The 26,071-nt window shown below is 39.3% G+C and carries 22 protein-coding genes and 2 tRNA genes; 9 read left to right on the top strand and 15 right to left on the bottom strand.

Annotation, left to right across the window (positions count from 1 at the left end; all coding sequences use genetic code 11):
- Positions 1-20 precede the first annotated feature (20 nt).
- The 5 genes from ACOQO1_RS10060 to mutS all read right to left on the bottom strand — a co-directional run bounded on the left by ACOQO1_RS10060 (position 21) and on the right by mutS (position 4,441).
- Positions 21-644 carry a GNAT family N-acetyltransferase gene (locus tag ACOQO1_RS10060; RefSeq protein WP_420602745.1) on the bottom strand — a complete coding sequence of 208 codons (624 nt, stop codon included), beginning with the start codon at positions 642-644 and terminating at the stop codon, positions 21-23.
- A 150-nt stretch (positions 645-794) separates the two neighbouring features.
- Positions 795-1,379: a hypothetical protein gene (locus ACOQO1_RS10055; protein WP_420602744.1), complete on the bottom strand. Its 585-nt coding sequence runs from the start codon at positions 1,377-1,379 to the stop codon at positions 795-797.
- 203 nt (positions 1,380-1,582) lie between these two features.
- Positions 1,583-1,666, bottom strand: a tRNA-Leu gene (locus tag ACOQO1_RS10050).
- Between the two features lie 37 nt (positions 1,667-1,703).
- Positions 1,704-1,776, bottom strand: a tRNA-Gly gene (locus ACOQO1_RS10045).
- A gap of 82 nt (positions 1,777-1,858) precedes the next feature.
- Entirely contained in the window at positions 1,859-4,441 is a 2,583-nt protein-coding gene (mutS, locus tag ACOQO1_RS10040; RefSeq protein WP_420604326.1) for a DNA mismatch repair protein MutS, read from the bottom strand.
- Positions 4,442-4,586: 145 nt separating this feature from the next.
- On the opposite strand from mutS, the gene ACOQO1_RS10035 reads away from it, so the two are divergent.
- Entirely contained in the window at positions 4,587-5,138 is a 552-nt protein-coding gene (locus tag ACOQO1_RS10035; protein WP_420602743.1) for an RNA methyltransferase, read from the top strand.
- Between the two features lie 104 nt (positions 5,139-5,242).
- Here ACOQO1_RS10035 and folK read toward each other — a convergent pair whose 3' ends face one another.
- Positions 5,243-6,388, bottom strand: coding sequence for a 2-amino-4-hydroxy-6-hydroxymethyldihydropteridine diphosphokinase (gene folK, locus ACOQO1_RS10030; protein WP_420602742.1), 1,146 nt, complete (start codon positions 6,386-6,388; stop codon positions 5,243-5,245).
- Positions 6,389-6,458: 70 nt separating this feature from the next.
- On the opposite strand from folK, the gene sppA reads away from it, so the two are divergent.
- From sppA to ACOQO1_RS10015, 3 genes are read left to right on the top strand one after another with little or no spacing between them, the layout of a single operon-like run.
- The gene (gene sppA / locus ACOQO1_RS10025) at positions 6,459-8,219 is read left to right on the top strand and encodes a signal peptide peptidase SppA (protein WP_420602741.1); all 1,761 of its coding nucleotides are present in this window, start codon (positions 6,459-6,461) and stop codon (positions 8,217-8,219) included.
- Between the two features lie 4 nt (positions 8,220-8,223).
- The gene (locus ACOQO1_RS10020) at positions 8,224-8,931 is read left to right on the top strand and encodes a queuosine precursor transporter (protein WP_420602740.1); all 708 of its coding nucleotides are present in this window, start codon (positions 8,224-8,226) and stop codon (positions 8,929-8,931) included.
- Between the two features lie 37 nt (positions 8,932-8,968).
- Entirely contained in the window at positions 8,969-11,662 is a 2,694-nt protein-coding gene (locus tag ACOQO1_RS10015) for an AsmA-like C-terminal region-containing protein (protein WP_420602739.1), read from the top strand.
- Between the two features lie 3 nt (positions 11,663-11,665).
- On the opposite strand, the gene ACOQO1_RS10010 is transcribed toward ACOQO1_RS10015, so the two are convergent.
- Both ACOQO1_RS10010 and ACOQO1_RS10005 read right to left on the bottom strand, forming a co-directional pair.
- The gene (locus ACOQO1_RS10010) at positions 11,666-13,405 is read right to left on the bottom strand and encodes a TolB family protein (RefSeq protein WP_420602738.1); all 1,740 of its coding nucleotides are present in this window, start codon (positions 13,403-13,405) and stop codon (positions 11,666-11,668) included.
- 7 nt (positions 13,406-13,412) lie between these two features.
- A complete protein-coding gene (locus tag ACOQO1_RS10005; protein WP_420602737.1) occupies positions 13,413-14,207 on the bottom strand; it encodes a DUF2797 domain-containing protein in 795 nt (264 codons plus the stop codon).
- A 98-nt stretch (positions 14,208-14,305) separates the two neighbouring features.
- Between ACOQO1_RS10005 and ACOQO1_RS10000 the strand changes: the two genes are divergently transcribed.
- Together ACOQO1_RS10000 and ACOQO1_RS09995 are read left to right on the top strand one after the other, a co-directional pair.
- Positions 14,306-15,826 (top strand): GH3 auxin-responsive promoter family protein, encoded by a 1,521-nt coding sequence (locus ACOQO1_RS10000; protein ID WP_420602736.1) that lies wholly within the window; start codon positions 14,306-14,308, stop codon positions 15,824-15,826.
- 166 nt (positions 15,827-15,992) lie between these two features.
- The gene (locus ACOQO1_RS09995; protein WP_420602735.1) at positions 15,993-16,532 is read left to right on the top strand and encodes a hypothetical protein; all 540 of its coding nucleotides are present in this window, start codon (positions 15,993-15,995) and stop codon (positions 16,530-16,532) included.
- Between the two features lies 1 nt (position 16,533).
- Here the strand turns inward: ACOQO1_RS09995 and clpX are convergent, their stop codons facing one another.
- From clpX to ACOQO1_RS09960, 7 genes are all read right to left on the bottom strand, one after another.
- Positions 16,534-17,769 carry an ATP-dependent Clp protease ATP-binding subunit ClpX gene (clpX, locus tag ACOQO1_RS09990; protein WP_420602734.1) on the bottom strand — a complete coding sequence of 412 codons (1,236 nt, stop codon included), beginning with the start codon at positions 17,767-17,769 and terminating at the stop codon, positions 16,534-16,536.
- Positions 17,770-17,863: 94 nt separating this feature from the next.
- A complete protein-coding gene (gene clpP / locus ACOQO1_RS09985; protein ID WP_420602733.1) occupies positions 17,864-18,544 on the bottom strand; it encodes an ATP-dependent Clp endopeptidase proteolytic subunit ClpP in 681 nt (226 codons plus the stop codon).
- An 89-nt stretch (positions 18,545-18,633) separates the two neighbouring features.
- Positions 18,634-19,956, bottom strand: coding sequence for a trigger factor (tig, locus tag ACOQO1_RS09980; RefSeq protein ID WP_420602732.1), 1,323 nt, complete (start codon positions 19,954-19,956; stop codon positions 18,634-18,636).
- A gap of 94 nt (positions 19,957-20,050) precedes the next feature.
- Positions 20,051-20,401 carry a phage holin family protein gene (locus ACOQO1_RS09975; RefSeq protein ID WP_420602731.1) on the bottom strand — a complete coding sequence of 117 codons (351 nt, stop codon included), beginning with the start codon at positions 20,399-20,401 and terminating at the stop codon, positions 20,051-20,053.
- A gap of 82 nt (positions 20,402-20,483) precedes the next feature.
- Entirely contained in the window at positions 20,484-22,031 is a 1,548-nt protein-coding gene (locus tag ACOQO1_RS09970; RefSeq protein ID WP_420602730.1) for a G-D-S-L family lipolytic protein, read from the bottom strand.
- A 132-nt stretch (positions 22,032-22,163) separates the two neighbouring features.
- Complete coding sequence (locus ACOQO1_RS09965) at positions 22,164-22,934, bottom strand: alpha/beta fold hydrolase (protein ID WP_420602729.1); 771 nt, start codon at positions 22,932-22,934, stop codon at positions 22,164-22,166.
- Positions 22,934-23,650: a pyridoxine 5'-phosphate synthase gene (locus ACOQO1_RS09960; RefSeq protein ID WP_420602728.1), complete on the bottom strand. Its 717-nt coding sequence runs from the start codon at positions 23,648-23,650 to the stop codon at positions 22,934-22,936. Before ACOQO1_RS09960 ends, ACOQO1_RS09965 begins: the two co-directional genes overlap by 1 nt.
- An 86-nt stretch (positions 23,651-23,736) precedes the next feature.
- Here ACOQO1_RS09960 and ACOQO1_RS09955 point away from each other — a divergent pair, with 86 nt between their 5' ends.
- From ACOQO1_RS09955 to ACOQO1_RS09945, 3 genes are all read left to right on the top strand, one after another.
- Complete coding sequence (locus ACOQO1_RS09955; RefSeq protein WP_420602727.1) at positions 23,737-24,393, top strand: CBS domain-containing protein; 657 nt, start codon at positions 23,737-23,739, stop codon at positions 24,391-24,393.
- Position 24,394: 1 nt separating this feature from the next.
- Positions 24,395-25,276 carry an NAD kinase gene (locus tag ACOQO1_RS09950; RefSeq protein WP_420602726.1) on the top strand — a complete coding sequence of 294 codons (882 nt, stop codon included), beginning with the start codon at positions 24,395-24,397 and terminating at the stop codon, positions 25,274-25,276.
- 111 nt (positions 25,277-25,387) lie between these two features.
- Positions 25,388-26,071 carry a DUF6089 family protein gene (locus tag ACOQO1_RS09945; RefSeq protein ID WP_420602725.1) on the top strand — a complete coding sequence of 228 codons (684 nt, stop codon included), beginning with the start codon at positions 25,388-25,390 and terminating at the stop codon, positions 26,069-26,071.

Genomic DNA, 26,071 nt, shown 5'->3' with positions numbered 1-26,071 from the left:
TAGTGGGTGGGAACAAGTCATTATTTATGGCCATTGTTAACAACCGGACTTTTCTTGAATTCTTTAAATCGTTCTTTTTTTAAATAATTCCAATCCTCCTTAATTATGCTGTAATAAACATCATTTCTGCTCTTTCCTTCTGAATCGATATAATTGTTTCTAAAAACACCTTCTTTTGTTGCGCCAAGTTTTTCAATTGCTTTTTGTGAACGAATATTTTCTTGATCGGCACTAAATTGTATTCTTCGAAACCCAACGCTTTCAAATCCGAATTTTAACAACTCGTATTTGCAAGCTTTATTCAATCCTGTACCTTGAAAATCTTTTCCATACCATGTCCAACCAATTTCACATTTTTCACTGGCAATATTCAAATATCCATATCTACTACTTCCTGCTATTCGTCCCGATGATTTGTCAATAATCAGAAAAGGATAGCAAATTCCATTTTTTTGAGCATTCAAGGTGCTGGTTAAGTAACTTTCAAAGTCTAATTCGGTTCGTATGCACATTCCCATATATTTCCATATTACATCATCAAAGATTATTTCTTTAAGTTCTTGATTTCTATAGCTGCCAAATGGGATGAGTTTAACCCTGTCGTTTTCAAGTTCTATTTGAGTATTTAAAATTTCTGCGTTCATTTTCTTTGCTTGTTGCCAACGGTCTCGGCCATGAGTAGTTATGTAGGTTGGCAGTTAACTTTACAAGGATACACCAAACTGAAAATCCGAGAGGATTTTCGGAAACCTGTCCTGAGATTGTTGTAAGGCGTATTTAGTTTGTAACTAATGTCATTTTCCATGCTTTTTGGCATGAATTAGTTGAGTAGCGATCCAGCTGTTCTTGTCTACACTAAAAACTTCTTGTTTCCACTCAAAGCTTTTCTCTTCCATATCAAAATACGTTATTCTTATTTTCTCCCCCTCATTATTGGTCTGATAAAGTATAATTTCATTGTCATCGGATGATGCTTCTCTAAACTCAAGTTTTTTATTCGAGGTGTCTACCCAAACGGATTCCCACTTGTTAACTTCTTCATTATAAATTCGAATACCCACACCATAAAATATCGTTTTTGGATCTTCTGCTTTCTTGCGTGGTGGTAGGATAAATACATCTTGAATTGCAAACCCATTTAGAATGTAGAACCAATTCCACTCCCCATCAAAACTTTGTTGGACATTACCTTCGGAGTCAATACTTTCAAAAATAATATCCCAATTGCCAACTAACTTACCCCAATGGTCAGTAGCTTTAGGGGCATCATTATGTTTTGATAAAGCTTGCAACCCATTATCACGTATAGTTTCTTGCGCAGATAGTTGAATCGACACCAAAACAATGGCGAAGAAAATAAATATTCTTTGAATTTTCATTGTACTATTTTTTTATGTCATACAACGGTCTCGTATAACCGTCAGTTAAGGGTAAGTTACTATTTTTTGGCAAGGTATCAGCTTTGGCAATTCCAGGTTAGTTAGTCAGTTTGCCATGAGTGAGGCCAAGGGATATTCGAATCCAAGGTATTTTGCTTAAAAGTAAAAAACCCCATAAACATTATGTTTACAGGGTTTTTATGTACTCGAGGCGGGACTTGAACCCGCACGGGCAAATGCCCACAGGATTTTAAGTCCGGCGTGTCTACCAATTCCACCACTCGAGCAGGACTTAAACAAAAAAACGCTGCAAGCAGCGTTTTGAGCGAAAAACGGGATTCGAACCCGCGACCTCCACCTTGGCAAGGTGATGCTCTACCAACTGAGCTATTTTCGCATTTTAAAGAACATTCCAAACACCAGTTTTACCTGATGCGGATGCAAATTTAATACATTTCTATAAAATAAAAAGAAATATTTTAGGAGGAAGCCTTTTTCTTTTTGCCCAACAAACGTTTAATTTCATTGAGCTTCATCAATGCTTCCACAGGAGTGAGGGTATCAATGTCCAAATGTAGGATTTCCTCTTTGATTTCTTCCAAAAGCGGGTCGTCCAAGTTGAAGAAACTCAATTGCATTTCGTTTTGGGTAGCCTGTAATTTATCGGTCATTTCTTCACTGGAATGGGATTTTTCCAGCTTTTTAAGGATTTTGTTCGCTTTTTGAATCACTTGTTGGGGCATTCCGGCCATTTTGGCCACATGGATACCAAAACTATGCTCGCTACCGCCCGGTACCAATTTCCGAAGGAAAAGCACATTGTCCTTTAGCTCTTTTACCGAAACATTATAATTTTTGATTCGGGAAAAAGTGTTGGTCATTTCATTAAGTTCGTGGTAATGGGTAGCAAAAAGGGTCTTTGCCTTTGCCGGGTGCTCATGTAAATACTCTGAAATGGCCCAGGCAATGGAGATGCCATCGTATGTACTGGTTCCCCGTCCTATTTCATCCAAGAGTACCAAGCTCCGATCAGAGAGGTTGTTCAAAATGGAGGCCGTCTCGTTCATTTCCACCATAAAGGTAGATTCGCCCATTGAAATGTTGTCACTGGCTCCAACCCGGGTGAAGATTTTGTCCACCACACCAATTTGGGCAGATGCTGCTGGCACAAAACTTCCCATTTGAGCCAGCAGCACTATAAGTGCCGTCTGTCGTAAAATAGCCGATTTACCACTCATATTGGGTCCGGTGATCATGATGATCTGTTGGTCGTCACAATTTAAGGTCACATCATTGGTGATATAACTTTCACCAAGAGGTAGTTGTTTTTCTATGACCGGATGCCTTCCGTCCTTAATTTCAAGTTGGGTAGATTCATTAACATTGGGAAGTACATAGTTGTTTTCCCTGGCCAATTGTGCAAATCCACACAGGCAATCCAGTTGGGCAATCAGATGGGCATTTTTTTGAACGGTTGGAATATATTCCTGCATCCAGACCAAAAGCTGTTCAAACAATTGTTGCTCCAATTGGTAGATACGCTCCTCTGCCCCTAAAATTTTAGCTTCATATTCTTTGAGTTCCTCTGTAATGTATCGCTCCGCGTTTACAAGAGTCTGCTTGCGAATCCAAGCTTCTGGCACCTTGTCCTTATGCGTGTTGCGTACTTCAATGTAATACCCAAATACGTTGTTGGAAGCTATTTTTAGTGAAGTGATCCCAGTTTCTTTGGTTTCCCGCTCCAACATTTTATCGAGGTAATCCTTGCTGGAAAAGGCAAGATTTCGCAGTTCATCAAGCTCTTCTGAATACCCTTTGGCAATCGTATTTCCTTTTACAATGGAAATGGGAGCTTCCTCGTCCAAGACTTCTTTGATCTTGGTACGAAGGTTTTCGCAGGCATCCAATTGTTCCCCCATGTTTTGTAGAGAGGTATTGGTGCTTTCCAAAGCCAATTGTTTTACGGGAACTATAGCTTCGAGCGAATTTTTTAGCTGAATGACCTCTTTGGGGTTGATTTTGCCAGTTGCCAGTTTGGAGATAAGGCGTTCCAAATCACCCATCTGTTTGATCCAATGCTGCACTTTTTCAAGCACCTCTTCTTCTTCACCGAGATAGGAAACCACTTGATGGCGTTGCTGTATCTTTTCAATATTTTTCAACGGCAGTGCCAACCATCGTTTTAAAAGCCGCCCTCCCATGGGAGAGATGGTCTTGTCGATGATATCCAGAAGTGTAACCGCATTGAGGTTGGTAGAATGGTACAGCTCCAGATTGCGAATGGTAAAGCGATCCATCCAAACATATTCCTCTTCCGCTATTCTTTGGATTTTGTTGATGTGCTGCAATCGTCTATGTTGGGTCTCCGACAAATAATGTAGCACAGCACCAGAGGAAACAATGCCATGGCTCAAATGGTCGATGCCAAAACCCTGTAATGTTTTTGTCTTAAAATGATTGGTGAGACTTTCGTTGGCATAATCTTCCTGAAAGATCCAATCCTCCATAAAAAAGCTATGGAATTGTGTTCCAAAGACTTCTAAAAACTCCTTTTTATGGTTTTTGGACACCAAAACTTCGTTAGGGGCAAAATTTTGGAGCAATTTGTCCACCTGTTCAGCGGAACCTTCAGAGGTTAAAAATTCTCCGGTTGAAATATCCAAAAAGGAGACACCGATTTTGTTCCTGCCAAAGTGTATGGCGCATAAGAAGTTATTGCTTTTGGCAGAAAGAATATCGTCATTAAGGGCAACTCCGGGAGTAACCAATTCCGTCACGCCACGTTTTACAATGCTCTTGGTTTGTTTGGGGTCCTCCAATTGATCACAAATAGCTACACGCTGACCTGCTTTTACCAGTTTTGGCAAATAAGTGTTCAAAGAATGGTGTGGAAACCCGGCCAATTCGGTCTTATCTCCCCCATTGTTTCTATGGGTAAGGATAATGCCCAAAATCTTGGAGGCCTTTATAGCGTCCTCGCCAAAAGTTTCGTAAAAGTCCCCAACCCTAAACAACAACAATGCATCAGGATGTTTAGTCTTGATGGTGTTGTATTGTTGCATCAATGGGGTAACTTTCTTTGTTTTAGATGTAGCTGCCAAAGCGATATTATTCCGTTATTTTTGCGAAAAGGGTAAGAACGAATGTACCGTTTTCCCAATACACCCAAAATTTTTGTTGATATTTTACGGGTAATGGTTGAAAAATATGAAGCGTAAACTGGAAAATAGCGAATTAAAGCGATTGGATGTGGCCGAATTTAAGCAAGCGGAGAAAACACCTATCATCCTCATTCTTGACAATATCAGAAGCTTGAACAACATCGGCTCCGTTTTTAGAACAGCCGATGCATTTTTGGTTCAAAAGGTTTATTTGTGTGGTATCACAGCTACTCCGCCTCATAAGGATATCAGAAAAACCGCCTTGGGGGCAACAGAAAGTGTGGATTGGGAATATTGTGAAAATACATTGGAACTTGTTGATCGGTTAAGGAGTGATGGTGTTATGACAATTGCCGTGGAACAGGCAGAACAGGCGGTAATGCTGAACAATTTTCAGGTGGAAGAAAATAAGACGTTGGCCTTTGTTTTTGGTAATGAGGTGAAAGGGGTTTCCCAAGAAGTGGTTTCTGCAAGTGATATAGTTTTAGAGATTCCACAATTTGGAACCAAGCATTCCTTGAATATTTCGGTAAGTTGTGGGGTTGTGGTTTGGGATATTTGGTCAAAAATGAATGCTCAAAAAACAAAAAAGCCCTGAAAAATCAGGGCTAATCATATAGTTTGAGTTAGTTAGTTTCTCATTTCGAGAGGTCTAATAAAATAAAACCATTCGTTATATGCAAACATTTTCCAAAAATTCTCTTAAAAAGGTAAAGAAAGAATTTTCTCTCCAAGCTGCTCCAAAATAGCCTCATAGTCCTGTTTGTTGTGTACAAAGTCCAGATTACTAAGGTCTAAGACCATACTATTTTGATTGGGATGCCCTTTGATGAAATCGAGATAACCCCTATTAATTTTTTCCAAATACGAGGCGGAGATATTTTGTTCATAATCTCTTCCCCGTTGTTTGATATTTGAAAGGAGCCTATCTGTGTCCTGATAGAGATAAAGGTAAATTTCAGGCTTTTTGACTTCTTTGTACATAAAGTTGAAAACCTTTCGGTACAAATTGAACTCCTCCTGTTGTAAGGTGATTTTTGCGAAAATCAAAGATTTAAAAATATCATAATCGCTGACCATAAAACTTTTAAAAAGATCAAACTGTGAAGTGTCATCGGTAAATTGCTGGTAACGGTCCGCTAAAAATGACATTTCCAAAGGAAAGGCATATCTGCCCTGGTCTTCATAGAATTTGGGCAAAAAGGGGTTGTCAGCAAATCGCTCCAACACCAATTTCGCATTAAAATCTTCCGCAATCATTTTGGACAGCGTAGTTTTTCCTGCACCTATATTACCTTCAACAGAGATAAACTGTAGTTGTGAGAACAGTTCTTGTCTATTTTTGAAGAGTTTATGTTTTGTTTTTTTCAAAACACCTCGATCCTTGGACTGCTGCAATAAATTTCGAATGTCTTTGTTGATGACAGGGTGATAGTATTGCGGTGCAATATCGGCCAAAGGTTTTAGAACAAAATTCCTGCTATCCATGTTAGGGTGGGGGATGACCAAGTCATTGGTGTTGATTACCTCATTACCATAAAAAATAATATCAATATCCAACGTTCTGGATCTATAACCTTGTGCGCTTGAACGTTCCCTGCCAAAATCCTGTTCAACCTGAAGAAGGGTGTGCAATAAATCCAAAGGGGGTAACTCGGTTTCAATACAAATACAGGCATTCAAAAAATCAGCTCCTTTAAAACCAACTGCAGGGTTTTCGTAAACCGAAGATACCGCCAGAACTTCTCCACACTTTTTTTGAATGCTGAAAATAGCTTTTTGCAGTGTTTGGTAGCGGTTTCCCAAGTTACTGCCCAATGAAAGATATACCTTTTGTTTTAGACCCATAATCCAGAAAACAAAGTAAACAAAACAATACAACAATGGTTATATTTGGCTAAGAATAAAATTGAATTAAATGAATTTTTTAAGAAATCTATTGGCGGCGATTTTGGGCTGTTTGATGGCGTTTGGAATACTTATGGGGATGTTCTTCATTTTCGCAGCTTTGATTGGTAGTGCTGATGACGGGGTAGTGGTTAAAAAGAATTCTGTATTGGAATTAAGTTTGATGGAACCCATAAGAGATTATGTGGGAAGGGACAAAACGGACCCTTTTGCAGGTTTGTGGGATGATGAGGTTGGGTTGGATGATATTGTACATGCCATAAGAATAGCTTCTGCAGATGAAAATATTAAGGGAATTAGCATGACCACCAGTTTTGTGCAAGCAGGTTTGGCCCAGACCCAGGAAATTAGAAAAGCCTTGTCCGAGTTTAAGGAAACAGGAAAGTTCATTTATGCACATTCGGATTTTTATACCCAAAAAGATTATTATTTGGCTAGCGTAGCAGATGAGCTGTATCTAAATCCTGTTGGAGGTATGGATTTTAAAGGGCTAGCCACAGAAGTGCTGTATTTTAAGGATTTGCAGGAGAAAGCAGGGGTTAAAATGGAAGTAATTCGTCACGGTAAATATAAAAGTGCGGTGGAACCCTATCTTTCCAACACCATGAGCCCTGAAAATAGAGAGCAAATTAAAGCGTTGATTTCCTCTATTTGGGAAGAAATGCTTGGTGATATTGGAACCTCTAGAGGTACAAGTACCAAAAGATTGAATACAATAGCAGATACTTTGGGTGGTAGAACACCAGATTACGCGGTAGAATCTGGACTTATTGATGGAAAGGTTCATTTTGATGAGTATGAGGTACTTCTCAAGAATAGACTTGGAATGGATGAAGATGGGGAGATTAATTATGTAGATTTCTCGGATTATGTTCAACTTGCCGGTAATAAAAGATTGCTTACAGGGAAAGATAAAGTAGCCGTTGTATATGCCCAAGGAGAAATTTATTATGGCGAAGGTGGAAAAGAATTTCTTGGCCAAGGATTGGTTACCAGAGCTATACAAAAAGCGGTGAACAATGAGAGTGTAAAAGCGATTGTCCTTCGGATTGACTCCCCGGGAGGTAGTGCCTTGGTATCCGATATCATTTGGCGGGAAGTTGAGCTGGCCAAAAAAGAAAAACCTGTTGTGGTTTCCTTTGGAAATGTTGCAGCTTCCGGCGGGTATTATATTGGAGTTGGAGGCGATGAAATTTTTGCGGAACCAACTACCATTACAGGGTCTATTGGTGTTTTTGGAACCATCCCAAATGCCAGTGAATTGGCAGGTGATATTGGAATAAATGCAGAACAGGTAGGGACCAACAAGAATTCTGTGGATTACTCGCTATTCGAACCTATGAGCGATTCCTTTAGAAATGTGGTACAAGAAGGTATAGAAGATACGTATGAAACCTTTTTGGAGCGTGTGGCGGCCGGAAGAAATATGAGTATTGCTGAAGTGGATTCTTTGGCGCAGGGCAGGGTTTGGAGCGGTGTGCATGCCAAGGAAAATGGCTTGATCGATGAGTTGGGCGGTTTGGACGATGCCATTGTCGCTGCTGCTGAGATGGCCGAATTGGACACCTACGGAATCCGAAAGTACCCAAAATACAAATCCGATTTTGAGCGTTTCATGGAAAATATGGGTGGAGTAAAGGCAAAGATTGGCGAAGCCCTTGTCCAAGAACAGATAGGTACAGAAGCGTTCATGCTATTAAAAGAGTTTAAACAGATTACGAAACAAAAAGGAATCCAGGCCAGAATGCCCTTTTCCCTAAACATTAAATAAACGGATGACGCAAAAAGATAAAAGAACTGCGTTCTCCATTTACCTTTATCTGGGAGCATTGTTCATCACTTCCTTGGTGGTGTCCAACCTTATCTTTCAAAAGTTCTTTTATTGGAACCCTTTTGGGGACGTTACCATTTTTGGTGCACCACTATTTGAGCTTTCGGTAGGGATTCTTCCTTACCCAATTACCTTTTTAATTACCGATTTGATTTCAGAAATCTATGGAAAGAAGAAAGCCAATCAGGTAGTGACCGCCGGTATTTTTGCCTCACTGTTTTCAATGTTGATTATTTTTGTTGCCAATTCGGTTCCGGCCATCCAAGGTTCTCCTATAGGTGATGAATTATTTACAAAAGTTTTTGGGTTATCTCCACTAGGGGTACTGGCATCTATGCTGGCCTATTTGTTTGCACAATACATTGATATTTCCATCTATCATTTTTGGAAAAGGACCACAAAAGGCAAAATGCTTTGGCTCAGAAATAATTTTTCCACCTTTTCTTCCCAATTTGTAGATACCTTAACCGTGGTTGGTCTACTGTGTATTTTTGGGGTATTGCCCTGGGATAAATTTTACGGTCTGGTCATCAGTGGATTTGTCTTCAAAATTTTTATTGCCCTGTTGGACACCCCTTTGCTTTATCTTTTCGTATATGTATTACGGAAAAGATTTAACTTAAAAATAGGTGAAGAAATAGCACTTGATTAAGAGCTTCTTACTTATTTTGTTTTAAAATTCCCAAATTATGAGAACAAAAGCCCTAAAAATTACAGGCATAACCCTACTTGTCCTGATTGCAATTATTGTTGCCCTTCCTATGCTACTTGAGGGTAAAATAGCTGAAATCATTAAAAATAAGGTCAACAATAATATTAATGCCACCTTGGATTTTGATGAAGCCAGTTTGAGCTTGTTCAGGAGTTTTCCCAATGCCAATGTGCAACTAAAAGGTGTTTCCTTGGTGAACAAGACCCCTTTTGAGGGAGATACCCTATTTGCCTCCAAGGAGATTGAGTTAAAAATGTCGATAAACGAGCTGTTTAAAACAGCCGAAGAACCCATTGCCATTAAAAGTCTCAATGTTGATGGTGCAAAACTCCATATTAAAGTGGATGAAGCTGAAAATGCCAACTATGATATAGGAAAAGAAGGAGAGGGAGTGTCAACTGAGAGTGAAGAAGAATCCTCCAGTAGTTTTTCCTTGGTCATGGATTCTTATGCTATCACCAACACGGAGATTATTTATGATGATTTGGCTAGTGGGATGCACTTGGCCATTTCTGAAATGAACCACGAAGGGGCGGGCGACCTTTCCTTGGAAACCTCCGAACTGAAAACTACAACAGATGCGTTGGTCTCTTTTGAATTGGACAGCACTAAATATTTGAACAATAACAAGTTGTTTTTAGATGCACTCATCGGAATTGACCTCAAGGAAAATAAATATTCCTTTTTGGAAAATAAGGCCATGATCAATCAATTACCCTTGGTTTTTGATGGATTTGTACAGGTGAATGAAGAAAATCAGGAGGTGGATATTAGCTTTAAAACACCATCTTCAGATTTCAAGAATTTTTTGGCGGTCATTCCAGAGGTATACTCAAAAAATATTGAAGAGGTACAGACCACTGGTAATTTTGAGGTCAATGGGCAATTTAAAGGGATTGTGGATGAGGAACATATTCCAACGTTTGACATAAGCATCAATTCTGAAAATGCCTCCTTCAAATACCCAGATTTGCCAAAATCCGTTCAAAATGTGTTTATCGACACGGAAATCAAGAATACAACGGGTATCACAGAGGATACGTATGTTGACATCAAAAAACTGTCGTTCACTATTGATCAGGACAAGTTCAACCTTACTTCCCGAATCAGCAATTTGTTGGGCAACACCAAAGTGAATGCACATTTGGATGGAAAAATGAATCTTGCCAATATATCCAAGGCATATCCAATACCATCCGATTATGATTTAAAAGGAATATTGATTGCTGATGTAACCACGGTTTTTGACATGGCCTCTTTGGAAAAAGAGCAGTATGAAAAAACAAAGACAAGTGGAAACCTGGAACTTTCGGATTTTGAATACAATTCAGAGGAATTGAAGAATCCTGTAGTGATAAATACTGCAGCCATGACGTTCAATCCTCAAACTGTATCCTTGAATACTTTTGAAGGCAAAACTGGGAATACTGACTTTAATTCAACAGGAACCCTGACCAATTTATTGGGTTTTATGTTCAATAATGAAAATGTAGAAGGACATTTTGAATTGACCTCCAATATATTTGCCTTGGATGATTTTATGGTTGAAGAGAGCGGTGAAGAAACGGAAGGGGAAGGCACGTCTTCGGAAGGTGGGGAACGCATCAAGATTCCGTCATTTTTGGACTGTACCATTGATGCCAAGGCAGGCAGTGTGCTGTATGATAATTTGAATCTCAAAAATGTAGAAGGGACATTGATTGTCAAAGATGAAACAGCCACGGTAAAGAACTTGAAGTCTGACTTATTTGGTGGTACTTTGGGTGTGAACGGTTCCGTTTCTACCAAAGAAGAAACCTCCACGTTTGATATGGATTTGGGCATGAGCAATTTCAATATTGGTGAATCTTTCTCTTCAATGGAGTTGTTTAAAGTGTTGGCGCCCCTTGCAAATGCCCTTCAAGGAAAATTGAATTCGGATGTAAAGATTTCAGGAAATTTAAAGGAGGATTTTACGCCCAATTTAGCAACCATTTCAGGAAATGTACTTGCTGAATTGTTGTCCACCAAGGTAGATGCAAAAAAGGCACCACTATTCTCCGCTTTGGACAACAAACTCAACTTTTTGGATACGGAGAATTTGGATTTAAGCGATTTAAAAACCGCTTTGAGCTTTGATAATGGCTCAGTAAAAGTGAAGCCTTTTACAATTAAATATCAGGATATTGCCATAAATGTTGATGGAAGCCACACCTTTGATAAACAACTGCAGTACAAAGCTACTTTGGATGTACCTGCCAAATATTTGGGGAGCGAGGTAAATAACTTGATTGCAAAAATGGATGACCCCAGTTTGGAAAATCTAACCATTCCGGTAGTCGCAAGCGTAGGAGGGAATTATACCAGTCCAACGGTAAGTACCGATTTAAGCAGTGGAGTTTCCAAATTGACGAAGCAATTGGTGGAAATACAAAAACAAAAACTGTTGAACCAAGGAAAGGATACGGCCAAAGACTTAATTTCCGATGTGTTCAATAAAGATGACAAAGATTCTACCACAACGGAATCATCCGGAGTAAAAGAAGCATTGGGAACCCTTTTGGGTGGTACAAAAAAAGACAGTGTTAAGGGCAAAGATTCTACAGAAACCAGTGAAGATCCTTTAGAAAATACGGCAAAATCTATTTTGGGAGATCTTTTGGGTAAGAAGAAAAAGGATACCGTGAATTGATTTTTATAGCCCTAATTCGCATATTTCATAGTTTCCATTCCTGTATGCGGTAACCAGTATTTTGTTCTCTGTTGGATGCCAATTGGGCAAGGTTTCCCCATTCTCGTTATAGGTCAATCTAATCTGGTTGCTACCGTCAGGGTCCATTATATAAATTTCAGGACGCGTACCTTCCATAGAGGTAACATAGGCTATTTTTTTGCCATTATGTGACCAAGATGGACAAAAATTATGTTTGGGCCAATTTGTTAATCTGGCTTTTTCTCCTGTTTTTAGGTTTAGCCTATAAATTTCATCATCTAGGTTATCCGTATCTTTTCTAGAGAAAAAGACAATTTCTTTACCATCACCCGACCATTTTGGATAAAAGTTTCTCCTTTCATTGTTTGTGAGTGTTTGGAGAAACCTACCTCTTTTATTGAGCAAAATAATGTTGCTTTTGTTTTCAGACTCCCTCAAACTAACTGCTATCCTTTTTCCGTTAGGGGAAAATGAAGCAAAAATGGGCTCTCCATCTCCTATTTGGTAGGAGAGCTTAGCAACTTTTTTGTTTTTGACCGTTAATGTAAACAGCTCAAATTTTCCATTTCTGTTAGATTCAAAAAGTACTTTCCTTCCGTTGGGGTGCCAGGACGGTCTTCTGTTTTCGGCAGTAGTTGTGGTGAGCCGTTGCACGTTTTTACCGTTTTTGTCCATCAAATAAATTTCCCAATTACCATCTCTATTTGATTCAAATAGGATGTTTTCTCCATTTGGGGAGTAGGAAGCGTACCTATCTTCATATGAATTGTTGGTAAGGCATTCCTGGGTTATTGGTATAACCGGCGTATCAGTTTGGTATTTTTCCAGAATGGAGGTGAAACTGGTTACATAGATGTTGGTATCCGTACTTTTTAAACTATCACTGCTTGTAAAGTACAGCCATTTCAGATCGTCTGTTAGAAATGGATAAAGATCACTTCCTGAGGTATTTAGTTCTGTAATATTTTGGGGTTTGGTCCAAGAACTATTCTTTTTAAAACTGATGTAGAGGTCACCATAGGGTGAAATATTCTCTTTTCTTTGGGATGCCTCAAAAATCAAAATCTCACCATTGGAACTGATACCCAGGTTCCATTCCCCTGTAGTTGAATTAATGGTATTACCCATGTTTACAGGAGCTCCTAAATTTCCTTGATCGTCATTCATAGTTACGTATAAATCACCTTGGCCGTATCCTCCATCTCTATCCGAAGCAAAATACAAATTGCCCTCCCCATCAGTTCTAGGACTATATTCCCTATTCTTGGAGTTAATGGGATAGGGTAGCCTGGAAGGTATGCCCCATTCTCCCAAATCATCCTTTTTGACCACCCAAATATCTGAAGATTGAATGCTGTCATAGGAAGGTCTATTGGAAATAAAATAGAGCGTATTCCCATCTTTTGTAACATGGGGGTCGCTATCGTCATACTGACCTGAAAACGATGCAATTTTTGGTTTTGACCATGTTTTACCATCAAAATTGGAATGGTAAATAGTGCTTTTCATGTCACCCTTACCCCATTTTTGACTACTTCGGGCAAAGTATAGTTCCTTTTCGCTATTAGCAAAAGAAGAAGAATATTCTACAGCGCTGGTGGAAACATTCCCTGCTTCAAAAAGAGTTTTATCGGATTTTGATGGTTGCTGAGCCCATAGGAAATAACCCATGAAAAACGAAGCAATAAGAAGTGCATTTTTTTCCATGATTCTATTTCCCATGTTGGATTCAATTAATGGATATCCCTACAAAATAACCCTCGTTGCCTCTAATATTGAAGACTGTACTATCCTCAAAGATGAGATATTGTCCTTTAATTCCTTTTAGTGTGCCTTTATAACTGGGGGTTTTATCCAAATTGAGGCTTTTTACTTTTTCCGGATACTGAAGTACTGGAAAAGCCAAATGGGTTTCCGTATTGCTGTCCAAAAAGTACTCACTTGCTTCGTCTGGTATGCTAGAATGCAATTTATCACGCCATTCAACCAAATCCACATCTTCTATACGGTTGGTCAGCATTTTTTGCCAGCTTGTTTTATCACTTACATGTGATTTTAAGGCAACTTCAGTGATTCCAGCTAAATATCTATTGGGCACTTCCACAATCTCGATGGCTTCGTGAGCTCCTTGATCAATCCATCGGGTAGGCACTTGTGTCTTTCTGGTAACACCTACCTTAACATTGCTGCTGTTGGCCAGATAAACAATATGCGGCTGAAGCTGTACCTGTTTTTCATATTCCAAATCGCGATCTTCTTTGTCCAAATGGGCGGTACTCAGCTCAGGTTTCATAATCCAATCCCCGGCAGCGGGAGAATCATAAAAACAGGATTTGCAAAACCCCTGTCGATATATTGGCCGTTCCCTTCCGCAGTTCAAACACTGGAATTTGATGAAATCTATTTGGATTTCCTTGTCCAACAGTTGATTCATGTTGATGAAATCATTTTCAAAAACTAAAAAGTATTGGATAGGGTTGCCAATTTCGGTTCGCATTTTGCGCAGGACTCCTTGGTAAAGCATGGTGGAATTAATTGTTTTTTAACTGATTTGATAATGAATGCCAGATGCCCTATTTTAGCTACTGCACCCAACCTTGTTATAGGTTAAAGATACCTAAAATGCCAATACCATTATTTAATTCCATTGCTTCTTGGTTACTAAAAAAACGTTATCACCAGATAGAACTTTTTTTAAAGTACCCTTTAGATGTACAGGATGAGGTGTTGCGGCATTTAATAGATTTTTCCCAAGATACTGTGTTGGGAAAGCAATATGGGTTTGGAGATATTGGCAAGTATGAAGATTTTGCCAGCAGAGTGCCTATAGTAAGTTATGAGGAAATTGCTGGTTTAATTGAGCGAACCAGAAGGGGAGAGCAAAATTTATTTTGGCCAACCGCCATAAAATGGTTTGCTAAGAGTAGTGGTACTACCAATGCCAAGAGCAAGTTTATTCCCGTAAGTACAGAGGCTTTGGAAGATTGTCATTATAAGTCCAGCAAAGATTTACTCTGCTTATACTTGAACAATAATGAAAACTCGCAATTGTTCCGAGGGAAAAGCCTACGATTGGGAGGTAGCAAAGAACTTTACGAGGACAATGGAACCTTTTTTGGAGACCTTTCGGCTATTTTGATTGACAACATGCCACTTTGGGCAGAGTATAGCAGTACTCCAAGCAACAAAGTATCCCTCATGAGCGAATGGGAATCCAAGCTGGAGGCCATCATTGATGAAAGTATTCATGAGAACGTAACAAGTTTGGCCGGAGTCCCTTCCTGGATGTTGGTCTTATTAAATGATGTGTTGGAAAAAACCGGAAAAAACCACCTTTTTGAGATTTGGGAGAATCTAGAAGTGTATTTTCATGGAGGAGTGAGTTTTGCACCCTATAAGGACCAATACACTAAATTATTGCCAAGAAAGAACTTCAACTACTACGAAACCTACAATGCATCCGAAGGTTTTTTCGCCATTCAGGATCGAAATAATTCGCAGGATCTTTTACTGATGTTGGATTATGGGATTTTTTATGAGTTTATCCCCATGAGTTTATGCGGTAAAGATGAAAAGGCAATTCCTTTGTGGGAGGTAGAGTTAGGGGTAAACTATGCCATGGTCATCTCCACAAACGGAGGTCTATGGCGATATAAAATTGGAGACACCGTGAGGTTTACATCCAAAGACCCGTATCGAATTCGTATTACCGGGCGCACCAAACACCATATCAATGCTTTTGGAGAAGAGCTGATTATTGAAAATGCAGAAGAAGCTCTAAAACAGATATGCCAAAAGACCGATGCAGAGATCATGGACTATACCGCGGCGCCAGTTTTTATGAGTGGGAATGAAAAAGGAGCCCACGAATGGGTGATAGAATTTAGAAAACAGCCACGTGACATTGCTTACTTTACCGAGTTTTTGGATAATGCCCTTAAATCCCTTAATTCCGATTACGAAGCAAAAAGGTATAACAACATCACATTGAGAATGCCAAAAGTACATGTGGCGAGACAAAACCTGTTCCATGATTGGTTGAAGTCCAAGAATAAACTGGGAGGACAGCACAAGATTCCCAGATTGTCAAATGAACGGGTATATATTGAAGAATTGCTTCAGATGAATATGAAACCTTCATAGAACAAGTAATTAGAGGTTGCGCAAACGTTTTCGTACACACTTTCCATTTATCGAACAAATTTTTCTTTTGGACAAATAAATATGGATTTTTCCCGTTTATGACTGAAGTTTGATTCAGATATTTTGAGTTCCCTTTTCTTATAAACTAAAAATTAAAAACTAGGTTATGGCTGAAAAACTTATTGTTATCTCAGATATGTGGGGTGTAAAGAAGGGACTTTGGATTACTTCTTATTTTGGATACCTCCAACAATACTACAATATTACATTTTATGACTGCCAACAATTGGGAAATATTGATGTTCCTGTTTCTACGGAAGAAAATATCCATAAGGCATTTGTAGAAGGTGGGATTGATACTGCCGTTGCTCACTTATTGAAAAAAGAAAAAGACCCTTGTCATTATTTGGCCTTTAGCACGGGTGGAACCATTGCTTGGAAAGCTGCTTTAAAAGGGTTGCCCACTAAATCGCTTACAGCTATTTCACCAACTAGGATTAGATTGGAAAAGGAGAAACCCGGTACTCCATTAAGCCTGATTTTTGGTGAACGCGATGAGTTTAGGCCTGATGCTGAATGGGAAAAACAAGTTGGAGCTGACCTCAATGTAGTTCCAAGTTTTGGGCACCAGTTGTACTCTGACGAAAAAATAATTGCCCAGGTTTGTATGGATCTTTTAGAAAAAGTAACCAAAAAAGCGGTTTAGTTTACGAAACTGCTTTTAGCTTTTTAATGGTTTCATGGGAAAGCTTTTCCTCGGCATACGCTTTGGTTACCTTAAACTCGTTTTCATCACTACTTGGTAATGTAAACATTGCATCGGTGAAAACCGCTTCACAAAGTGAGCGAAGCCCCCTAGCTCCCAATTTATATTCAACGGCCTTTTCAACAATGTAATTTAAAGCCTGCTCTGTAATGCTAAAGGTTATTCCATCCATGGAAAATAGCTTTTCATACTGCTTTATAATTGCATTCTTGGGTTCCGTAAGAATTGCTCTTAGCGTTTTTGAATCCAAAGGATTCATATGTGTAAGTACAGGAAGACGACCAATAATTTCAGGGATGAGTCCAAACTCCTTTAAATCTTTTGGAATGATATATTGCAAAATGTTCTCATTGTCCAATCTATCTTCAGCTTTAGAAGCGCTGTAACCAACAGCTTGCATGTTCAAACGCTTAGTAATGATGCGATCAATACCGTCAAAAGCGCCGCCGGCAACAAAAAGTATATTTTCGGTATTGACTTCTATGAATTTCTGATCAGGATGTTTACGTCCTCCTTTTGGCGGAACATTTACAACAGTTCCTTCCAGTAGCTTTAAAAGTCCTTGTTGTACACCTTCACCAGAAACATCCCTGGTTATGGAAGGGTTGTCACTTTTGCGGGCAATTTTATCTATTTCATCAATAAAAACAATACCCCGCTCCGCTTTTTCCAGATTATAATCAGCTGCCTGGAGTAATCTTGTGAGAATACTTTCCACATCTTCCCCTACATAACCAGCTTCTGTAAGCACGGTTGCGTCAACTATGGCCAAGGGAACATTGAGCATACGGGCTATGGTCTTGGCAATAAGGGTTTTTCCTGTTCCGGTCTGCCCAACCATAACAATATTACTCTTCTGTATTTCTACATCGTCCTCTTTGCCCTTGGGTTGTAAAAGTCTTTTGTAGTGATTATATACGGCAACGGACATTACCTTTTTTGTGCGTTCTTGACCTATAACAAAGGTGTTCAAGAAATCCCTGATTTCCATAGGTTTTTTTAAAACCAACTCTGAGGAAAGATCTTGATTTTTGGATTGTTTCGATTCTTCTGCAACTATACTATGGGCCTGTTCAATGCATCTATCGCATATATGGGCATCCAAACCAGCAATCAAAAGATTGGTCTCAGGCTTTTTTCTTCCACAAAATGAACATTCCAGATTTTCCTTTGCCATATTCTATCTACACATAAAGTTCAACCACTAATAACGTAAAAAAACTTGGTTTGGTTTGTTCCAAACCACAGTTTTTCCGCTTATTTGTTCGAGATTAGGACTTTTCCCTTACCAAAATCTCATCGATCATACCATATTTTTTGGCTTCTTCTGCCTTCATCCAGTAATCACGATCACTGTCTTCATAAACCTTGTCAAAAGGTTGCCCAGAGTGGTTAGATATGATTTGATATAATTCATCTTTTATTTTGAGTACCTCTTTTGCCGCAATCTCAATATCGCTCGCCTGACCTTGGGCTCCAGACAATGGTTGATGTATCATAACACGGGAATGTGTTAATCCACTTCTTTTGCCCTCATGCCCTGCACACAAAAGAACTGCAGCCATTGAAGCGGCTATTCCAGTGCATATAGTCGCAACATCGGGTTTAATAAATTGCATGGTATCATAAATCCCCAATCCGGCATAAACACTACCGCCAGGAGAATTAATATAGATTTGGATATCTTTAACGGCATCTGCACTTTCCAAAAAGAGCAATTGCGCCTGCACGATGTTGGCTACTTGATCATTGACTCCGGTTCCCAAAAATATAATGCGATCCATCATCAATCTGGAGAAGACGTCCATGGCAATAGCATTCAACTGTCTTTCCTCAATAATATTGGGAGTCATGTTCATAGGGTACATACTACTCATAATCTGATCATAGTACATACTGTTTATTCCATGGTGCTTGGTGGCGTATTTTTTGAATTCTGTTCCGTAATCCATAGGATTTTCTTCGATTTTGCTTAAAAAAAAGGTGCCGAAAACTGAATTTTCCGGCACCGTAAAGATACTTAAATTTCTTTTAGCTCAATCTAGCTATAGGCTTCCTTTACAAAGTTATCATAAGTAACCTCTTTTACTTTGAGATTAGCATGCTCTTTGTAGAAAGTCAATAGCTTTTGGCTCATCAATTGCTCAGAGAGTCTTTTTACCTCATCTTGATTGCCCATAACACGCATAGCAATGTTCTCCAACTCTTCTTCTTGTGGGTCCAAATGACCATATTGGGCCATTTGTGACTTGATGAATCCTTTGGCAAATTCTTTTAATTCATCCATTTGAACCTGAAGGTTGTTTTCTTGGATGATCTTACCTTCAATAAGCTGATAACGGAGTCCTTTTTCAGATTTTTCAAATTCTTCTTTGGCCTCATCATCAGATAGTGGATTTTCGCCACTTACCTGAATCCATTTTTGCAAAAATTCTGAAGGAAGGTCAAACTTGGTGTCATCAATAAGTTTTTCCGTGATATCGTTCAATAATTTTTGATCGGATTGCTGTTCAAACTGTTTTTCTGAATCTTCCTTGATTCTGTCGCGGAGTTCTTTTTCAGACTTCACAGCATCCTTGCCAAACAACTTGTCAAATAGTTCTTGGTCAAGTGTAGCTGGCTGGCGTTCGTTGATTTCCTCGATGGTAAAAGAGACCTCCGCGTTCAACTTTTCAGCTTTTTCCCTATCAATTCCAAGGGCACTGGACAAAAAGTAATCTTCTTTAAAAAGACCTTTGGTCTTTAATTCCACTGAATCTCCAACTTTTTTTCCGGTAAGCGCATCGATGGCTTTTTTGCTCTTGATTTTATCAAGCTCAATGGTGGTCTTGTGCTCTATTTCTTCAGATTCATTTTTGAATGTGCCTGTAAGTTCGTCGGTTTTGCCAACTTCATCCTTGGAAACTAATTTTCCATATTGCTTTTGGATACGCTCCACTTGCTCCTCGATCATCTTTTTATCGGCAACAATTTTGTATTGCGTAACTGCTTTTTTGGTTTTTACCTGAACATCAAAACTAGGGGCAAGGCCCAATTCAAATTCAAAATCCAGATTCTCACTGTCCCAATCAAAGTTGTCCTGTTGCTTGGGTAATGGATTGCCCAAAACATCTAACTTTTCTTCAGTAAGATATTTATTAAGATTGTCTTGAAGTAATTTGTTCACCTCATCTACCAAAACAGCTTTACCATATTGCTTTTTGATAAGTCCCATAGGAACTTGGCCTTTACGAAAACCAGGAATATTGGCCTGTTTTCTGTAATCGTTCAAGATTTTTTCAACTTTATCTTGATAATCGTCCTTGCTTATGGCAACTTTTACAACTGCATTTAGCTCGTCAATCTGCTCTTTTGTAATATTCATCTCCTACCTAATTTGCTATTCAAAAAATGGGTGGCAAAAGTAAGGTATTTTATGTTTGGCAGCAACTTTTTAAAACATTGAATGCCAAACAATATCATTTCTTTTTGTCCTCTTTTAAGATGGAATGCAAAATGGACTGCAAAAAAGAAAGTAAAAGACTAAAAATAAGAGCCCACCATATGCTGGAAACCTGAAATCCTGAGATAAAATGAGCGGCTATAAGTATTATGATCGCATTGATGATCAACAGGAAGAGCCCAAGTGTGACAATGGTAATGGGCAAGGTCAATATTATAAGAATAGGTTTTACCAAAAAGTTGAGAATACTCAATACTATGGCGACGATAATGGCGGTGGTTATGGAATCTACGCCAACGCCTGGCAGCACATATGAAAGTATGATAACGGCCAAAGCGTTCAACAATAATTTTATAATAAGTTTCATCTGATGGTTTTTAATAAAAAAAGGCACCGTTTTAACGGTGCCATCAATATATAAAAAATTGAGTTAGAATTTAGAATATTGATTATTCGATATAAAGTCCGGTGAAATCCAATGGATTTACTCCTGGTAGATCAGAACCGTATTTTGTGTTTATGGCCTGGATAAATGCATTGGCCAAAATGGCATAACCCCTTGGTGCAGGATGTACTCCATCTAAAGAGAAACCGCCTCCTGTTGCAAATGTAGCTGTAACCGTACTTCCGTCCGCTTGTGGAAAACCTGTTGCCTTTAACTCTCCCAACAACGCATTTGCATCAACAAAAGCAAGGTCAAATTGGGTGGCCAAAGCTTCTATGGTTACGTTGTACGCCGTAAGTGCGTTGTCAATTGCAGTTTGTTCTTCTGGGGTTAAAACCCAGTTATCCGCTAATGGGACCGCTACTCCGTTAATGGAAGTTGGGTCAAGCGGATTGGCCAATGTGCCAATAAAAGAACTTGAGGGAAGTACCATTAGATCTTCAGCTGTAGCTTGTCTCATATTTATAAGTGCTGCATTTACACCGGTAAGATCGGTAAGGTCTTCATCAATTATAACAACAGCATTGCCTTCACCTGGAGAAAATGAAATGGTTCTTTTTGCTATTTCCAAATCTGCTTCTTCTTGGGTTATAGCAGATAGGCCGACAAGAAAATTTAAAGCTCCTGCTACACCTGCATTATAGGCTGCATAAGATCCATTTAAAAGTGTCGCCGTAGCCTCATCAAGTGGAACTGGGTTATGCGGTACAGTCGTAAAAAATGGGATATCCGTTACGTTGGGTATGTTGGCGATTACACCGTCCGCACCACCTGCTGTCATTGCCCCAAGAATACCGTTTAAGGAACCTGCAAAAACTGTAGGGTCCGTAATGTCATTTCTGGAATAGCTTGCTGGATTCAAATTGCCCGTTTGATCCGTGCCGGAACCTCCATTGGTGGCATATAGCAATATATCGTTGGCACCAACCCAGGCTGAGAAAAAAGTCGCACCCTGTGCGGCGGCATCACCAATAACGGTTGCATCCTCTGCGGATGAGATGCGGACATAGTAAGGATTTGCTGCTCCAACGGCCAAACCTGCCAAACTTCCATAGCCTGGAGCTAGCAGTTCATAGCTTTTAGCACCTGGAATACCCATATTATTGAAGGGTCCGGGCAACTTGGTAGTGATTTCGGTTGAACCTTCTCCGCTTTTGGGTGTTGGTGCTGGTCCATCTGGTGTAAAAAGTAAAATCAATCTGTTTCCAATATCATCTGCTCCATCCATATTTGCATCTCTAACACCATTGATTGTTGCACCTCCCAAATTGTCTGCCATAAAAGGAATTTCAAAGGGTCCGCCACCTACCAAAGCAAAATTGGAGGCCAGCATATTGGGAAAAGAAGCTTCTTGTCCTGCTTGGAACAGTGCATTATCTGAAAATCCTGCGGTAAGCGAATTGCCAACAGCTACGTATTTTGTAAAATCCGCTGATCCCGAGGTATATTCTATTGGGTCTGGATCTGGTGTGGGGGTTAATGGGGTATCGTCATCTTCACAAGCTATTAGAAGCAACCCTAAGAAGGGGAGTAGGGCATAAAACTTTTTCATATCTATAATCCGTTAGAGTTAGTTTAAGTTAAATTATGGTAAAACCGATAGTACCAAAACTATGTCAAATTTGTTATACAGACAATAAAATGACCAAAAAAATTATGCATGCATAATAAAAAGGGTGGTTTTTTACGAATTTAGAAAGTGAAGTGTTTTTTCAAGAAATTGTTTTGGGTTCTCTGCATGTAACCAATGGCCGGCATTATCAATGCTCTCAATTAGGGCATTTGGAAAGTGTTTGTGTATTTCCTGAAAATCATTTGGCATGATGTATTCCGAGCGGTCCCCACGTAGAAAAAGAGTGGAACCTGCAAAAGTGGCGGTAGGAGCAATGTTTTCTCCAATTTCATCCATTTTATCCTTAAGGATGTCAAAATTGAATCGTAGCCCTAGTTTTCCAGGTTCTACCCAATGTAGGTTTTTCAACAAAAATTGTCGTATGCCAAAATCTGGAAGATAGGCAGATAACACTTCATCAGCTCCTTTTCTGCTGGAAATAGTATCAAAATCCAATTTTTTCAACGCATCAATAATGGGTTGATGGTGTGGAGGGTAATATTTTGGTGATATATCGGCCACTATTAATTTATCTATTCGATTGGGGTTTGTGGTGGTCAGTTGCATTGCTGTTTTGCCTCCCATGGAATGCCCGATCAAATACGCATTATCAATCTGATAATGGTTCATGTATTGAAGAACATCAGAACTCAGGTATTCATAATCAAAATCATCCGAATGAAAACTTTTGCCATGATTGCGCTGGTCAATGAGATGTACTTGATATCCACTTTTAGCATATTGAGCACCCAACGTTTTCCAGTTATCGGACATGCCCAAAAAGCCATGCAGAATCAGTAACGGTTTTCCTTCTCCTATGATTTTTGAATGAAGTAGTTCCATTATTTCAATCGATGCAAGTACATATTAACAACATTTTCCAACCCAAGATAAATGGATTCGCAGATAAGAGCGTGTCCAATGGAAACCTCCAACAGATTTGGAATATGTGATTTGAAGAACTGAATGTTGTCCAAACTTAAATCATGACCTGCATTGATGCCCAAGCCAAGTTCATTTGCCATAACGGCGGCGTCAATAAATGGTTGTATGCTTTCTTTTTCCTTTCCTTTGGAAAACTCATGGGCGAAGCTCTCCGTGTACAATTCAATTCTGTCGGTGCCAGTTTCTGCCGCGCCTTTTACCATTTTTACATCAGGGTCAACAAAGATGGAGGTGCGAATTCCATTTTCTTTGAAAGCTTTGATGACATCAACTAAAAAATCTTTGTGTTTTACGGTGTCCCACCCAGCGTTGGAGGTAATGGCATCCTCAGCATCAGGCACCAAGGTAACCTGAGTAGGTTTAATGGCAAGAACCATATCCACAAATTTGGGAATGGGGTTCCCTTCAATATTGTACTCAGTGGTAACCACCTCTTTTAAGTCATGAGCATCTTTATAACGAATGTGGCGTTCATCTGGTCTTGGATGAATGGTGATGCCCTGCCCTCCAAAGGACTCAATATCTTGGGTCGATTTTATCAAGTTGGGTACATTTCCACCCCTAGAGTTTCTAAGCGTTGCCAATTTGTTGATGTTGACACTCAATTTTGTCATGACTTCCTTTTTTTGAAAGGCAAAAATAAGAATTAGGCACGCCTTTTGCGATTTAAAATTAGTATTTTGCGCTTAATAAAATTGTTATGCAAATCCAGAATCAAATTATATCCACGGTTCCTGTTTTTGAGGTTTCTGAAACCTTGGAGGAGGTGATTCATTTTTTTGAGGAAACCACGTATTCGCATGTTGCCGTTACAGAAAATGGGGGTTATATCGGTGTTCTTTCAGAGAATGATCTGGCATGCTTTGAACCCCAGAAAAAAATAGAGGATTTTAGGTTTGAATTGGAAACTTTTTTTGTGACCAAAGAAACGGCATGGTTGGATGTTTTGGAACTATTTTCTAGAAATGAAGCCAACATTCTTCCTGTATTGGACGAAGACGAGGTTATTGTTGGATATTATGATTTGCAAGATGTTGTCTCCACTTTTATTGACACTCCTTTCTTTAAAGAGCCCGGTGGGATTTTGGTAGTCTCTATTGGGATGAAAGATTATTCATTTAGTGAGATTGCCCAGATTGTGGAAGGCAATAATGCACGCTTGTTGGGAGCGTTTATTACCGGTTCGCAGAACGATATGGTTGAGATAACGTTAAAAGTAGGGTCTGAAAACCTGAATGAGGTGGCCCAGACTTTTAGAAGATACAATTACACCATTGTTTTTGGGAATAGTGATGATCAGTTTCTGGAAGATTTAAAACAGCGATCTGACTATTTGGAGAAATACCTTAACGTTTAGCATGAAAGTAGCAATTTACGGTCAAGCCTTTAACAGCGAGGACAAAGAATACCTGATTGGACTTTTAGATGAACTTCAGGCGATTAATGCTTCTTTTTACCTAGAAGAAGGGTTTGCCCAGCTTGTAGCCGATTTTATTGCAAACTACAAGCATGGTACATTCTCCCAATCTTCTGGTTTGGATGCTTCTTTTGATATGTTTGTGAGTTTTGGTGGCGATGGTACCATGCTCAGGGCAGTTACCTATGTTAAGGACTTGGGAATTCCAATAGTTGGGGTGAATACGGGTAGGCTAGGATTTTTGTCCACATTTAAAAAAGAAGATGTACGTAAAATCGTAACAGAATTTGTTGCAGGTCATTATAGCATAGAAGAAAGAAGCTTGGTGGAAGTTTCGTTGAACAGCGATTTGGACGAATTTGGAAGTATGAACTTTGCCCTGAATGAAATTACCGTCAGCCGAAAGGATACCACTTCTATGATCAATGTTGAAACCTATTTGAACGACGAATATCTGACTTCGTATTGGGCCGATGGATTGATTGTTTCCACGCCAACTGGTTCCACTGGATATTCCCTAAGTTGTGGTGGTCCAGTAATAGAGCCTTCGGCAAAATCCTTGGTTTTAACTCCAATAGCGCCACATAATCTAAATGCACGGCCTCTAGTGATTTCTGATGACACCAAAATTAGATTGAAAGCATCTGGAAGGGAAGAAAACCATTTGGTTGCTTTAGATTCAAGGATTGCCAGTATCCCCAATGGAAGGGAAATCAGGATTCAAAAATCAAACTTCACAGTCAAAATGATAGTATATAAATCGGAAAGCTTCCTGAAAACCCTTCGCAATAAACTCCTTTGGGGGCAAGATAAGCGCAATTAACCTTTTCAGAAACAATAAAAGAAGCTAAAAACTGTTTAACAAAGAGAACATTTTTAACAGCAGATTGTATTGACCTTCCTTTACCTCTAACATGTATAATTTTTGGATAGTATGCGAATAGTTTTGGCTATTTTTTTGTGCTGTATGCTTAAAGTCAATGCCCAGACCTATGAAATTGGACTTTTTGCAGGTGGCGCCAATATGATTGGTGATGTGGGAAGGACAAACTATATTTTACCTTCGGGACCTGCTTTTGGAGGTGTTTTTAAATGGAACAAAAGCAAAAGGTATGCATGGCGTGGAAGCGTTTTGTACGGAACTTTTAGCGCAGATGACTCAAAATCAAGCATGTCTTCCAGAAAACAAAGGGGATATGCCATAGATAATTCCGTTCTGGAAGCCTCCGTGGGCATTGAATTTAACTTTGTTGAATATAATCTTCACAAGCTCGGACCCGCATTCACACCCTATCTTTATACGGGTTTCACCTACTTTAGGTACGATTATAATTATTTTGATGCCCTTCAAGTGCAGGATATTAACCAAAAAGAAGGTAGTTTTGCAATTCCAATGACGGTGGGGGCAAAGTATCGTCTAAATCAATTTTTGATTCTAGGTGCTGAGATTGGGGCTAGGTATACATTTACCGACAATCTGGATGGAAGCAATCCAGAGGGTTCCAATTTTGAGCAATTTAGATTTGGGAATATTTTAAGCGATGACTGGTACGTCTTTTCTGGTATTACTTTAACGTATACCTTTGGACGTAAACCCTGCCAGGATTGTTTTGAATAA

It is taken from the genome of Flagellimonas sp. (assembly GCF_965222555.1).
Lineage (GTDB): Bacteria > Bacteroidota > Bacteroidia > Flavobacteriales > Flavobacteriaceae > Flagellimonas.
This window is presented reverse-complemented; position numbering and strand designations above follow the sequence as displayed.

What these genes read in the sequence shown, in the direction of transcription:
- ACOQO1_RS10020 (WP_420602740.1), top strand. Translation starts at nt 8,224, where the DNA reads ATGACGCAAAAAGATAAAAGAACTGCGTTCTCCATTTACCTTTATCTG.
- ACOQO1_RS09965 (WP_420602729.1), bottom strand. Translation starts at nt 22,934, where the DNA reads ATGGAACTACTTCATTCAAAAATCATAGGAGAAGGAAAACCGTTACTG.
- clpX (WP_420602734.1), bottom strand. Translation starts at nt 17,769, where the DNA reads ATGGCAAAGGAAAATCTGGAATGTTCATTTTGTGGAAGAAAAAAGCCT.
- ACOQO1_RS10000 (WP_420602736.1), top strand. Translation starts at nt 14,306, where the DNA reads ATGCCAATACCATTATTTAATTCCATTGCTTCTTGGTTACTAAAAAAA.
- tig (WP_420602732.1), bottom strand. Translation starts at nt 19,956, where the DNA reads ATGAATATTACAAAAGAGCAGATTGACGAGCTAAATGCAGTTGTAAAA.
- clpP (WP_420602733.1), bottom strand. Translation starts at nt 18,544, where the DNA reads ATGGATTACGGAACAGAATTCAAAAAATACGCCACCAAGCACCATGGA.
- ACOQO1_RS10005 (WP_420602737.1), bottom strand. Translation starts at nt 14,207, where the DNA reads ATGCTTTACCAAGGAGTCCTGCGCAAAATGCGAACCGAAATTGGCAAC.
- ACOQO1_RS10015 (WP_420602739.1), top strand. Translation starts at nt 8,969, where the DNA reads ATGAGAACAAAAGCCCTAAAAATTACAGGCATAACCCTACTTGTCCTG.
- ACOQO1_RS09975 (WP_420602731.1), bottom strand. Translation starts at nt 20,401, where the DNA reads ATGAAACTTATTATAAAATTATTGTTGAACGCTTTGGCCGTTATCATA.
- ACOQO1_RS10035 (WP_420602743.1), top strand. Translation starts at nt 4,587, where the DNA reads ATGAAGCGTAAACTGGAAAATAGCGAATTAAAGCGATTGGATGTGGCC.
- folK (WP_420602742.1), bottom strand. Translation starts at nt 6,388, where the DNA reads ATGGGTCTAAAACAAAAGGTATATCTTTCATTGGGCAGTAACTTGGGA.
- ACOQO1_RS09970 (WP_420602730.1), bottom strand. Translation starts at nt 22,031, where the DNA reads ATGAAAAAGTTTTATGCCCTACTCCCCTTCTTAGGGTTGCTTCTAATA.
- ACOQO1_RS10010 (WP_420602738.1), bottom strand. Translation starts at nt 13,405, where the DNA reads ATGGGAAATAGAATCATGGAAAAAAATGCACTTCTTATTGCTTCGTTT.
- ACOQO1_RS10060 (WP_420602745.1), bottom strand. Translation starts at nt 644, where the DNA reads ATGAACGCAGAAATTTTAAATACTCAAATAGAACTTGAAAACGACAGG.
- ACOQO1_RS10055 (WP_420602744.1), bottom strand. Translation starts at nt 1,379, where the DNA reads ATGAAAATTCAAAGAATATTTATTTTCTTCGCCATTGTTTTGGTGTCG.
- mutS (WP_420604326.1), bottom strand. Translation starts at nt 4,441, where the DNA reads ATGCAACAATACAACACCATCAAGACTAAACATCCTGATGCATTGTTG.
- ACOQO1_RS09995 (WP_420602735.1), top strand. Translation starts at nt 15,993, where the DNA reads ATGGCTGAAAAACTTATTGTTATCTCAGATATGTGGGGTGTAAAGAAG.
- ACOQO1_RS09950 (WP_420602726.1), top strand. Translation starts at nt 24,395, where the DNA reads ATGAAAGTAGCAATTTACGGTCAAGCCTTTAACAGCGAGGACAAAGAA.
- ACOQO1_RS09955 (WP_420602727.1), top strand. Translation starts at nt 23,737, where the DNA reads ATGCAAATCCAGAATCAAATTATATCCACGGTTCCTGTTTTTGAGGTT.
- sppA (WP_420602741.1), top strand. Translation starts at nt 6,459, where the DNA reads ATGAATTTTTTAAGAAATCTATTGGCGGCGATTTTGGGCTGTTTGATG.
- ACOQO1_RS09945 (WP_420602725.1), top strand. Translation starts at nt 25,388, where the DNA reads ATGCGAATAGTTTTGGCTATTTTTTTGTGCTGTATGCTTAAAGTCAAT.
- ACOQO1_RS09960 (WP_420602728.1), bottom strand. Translation starts at nt 23,650, where the DNA reads ATGACAAAATTGAGTGTCAACATCAACAAATTGGCAACGCTTAGAAAC.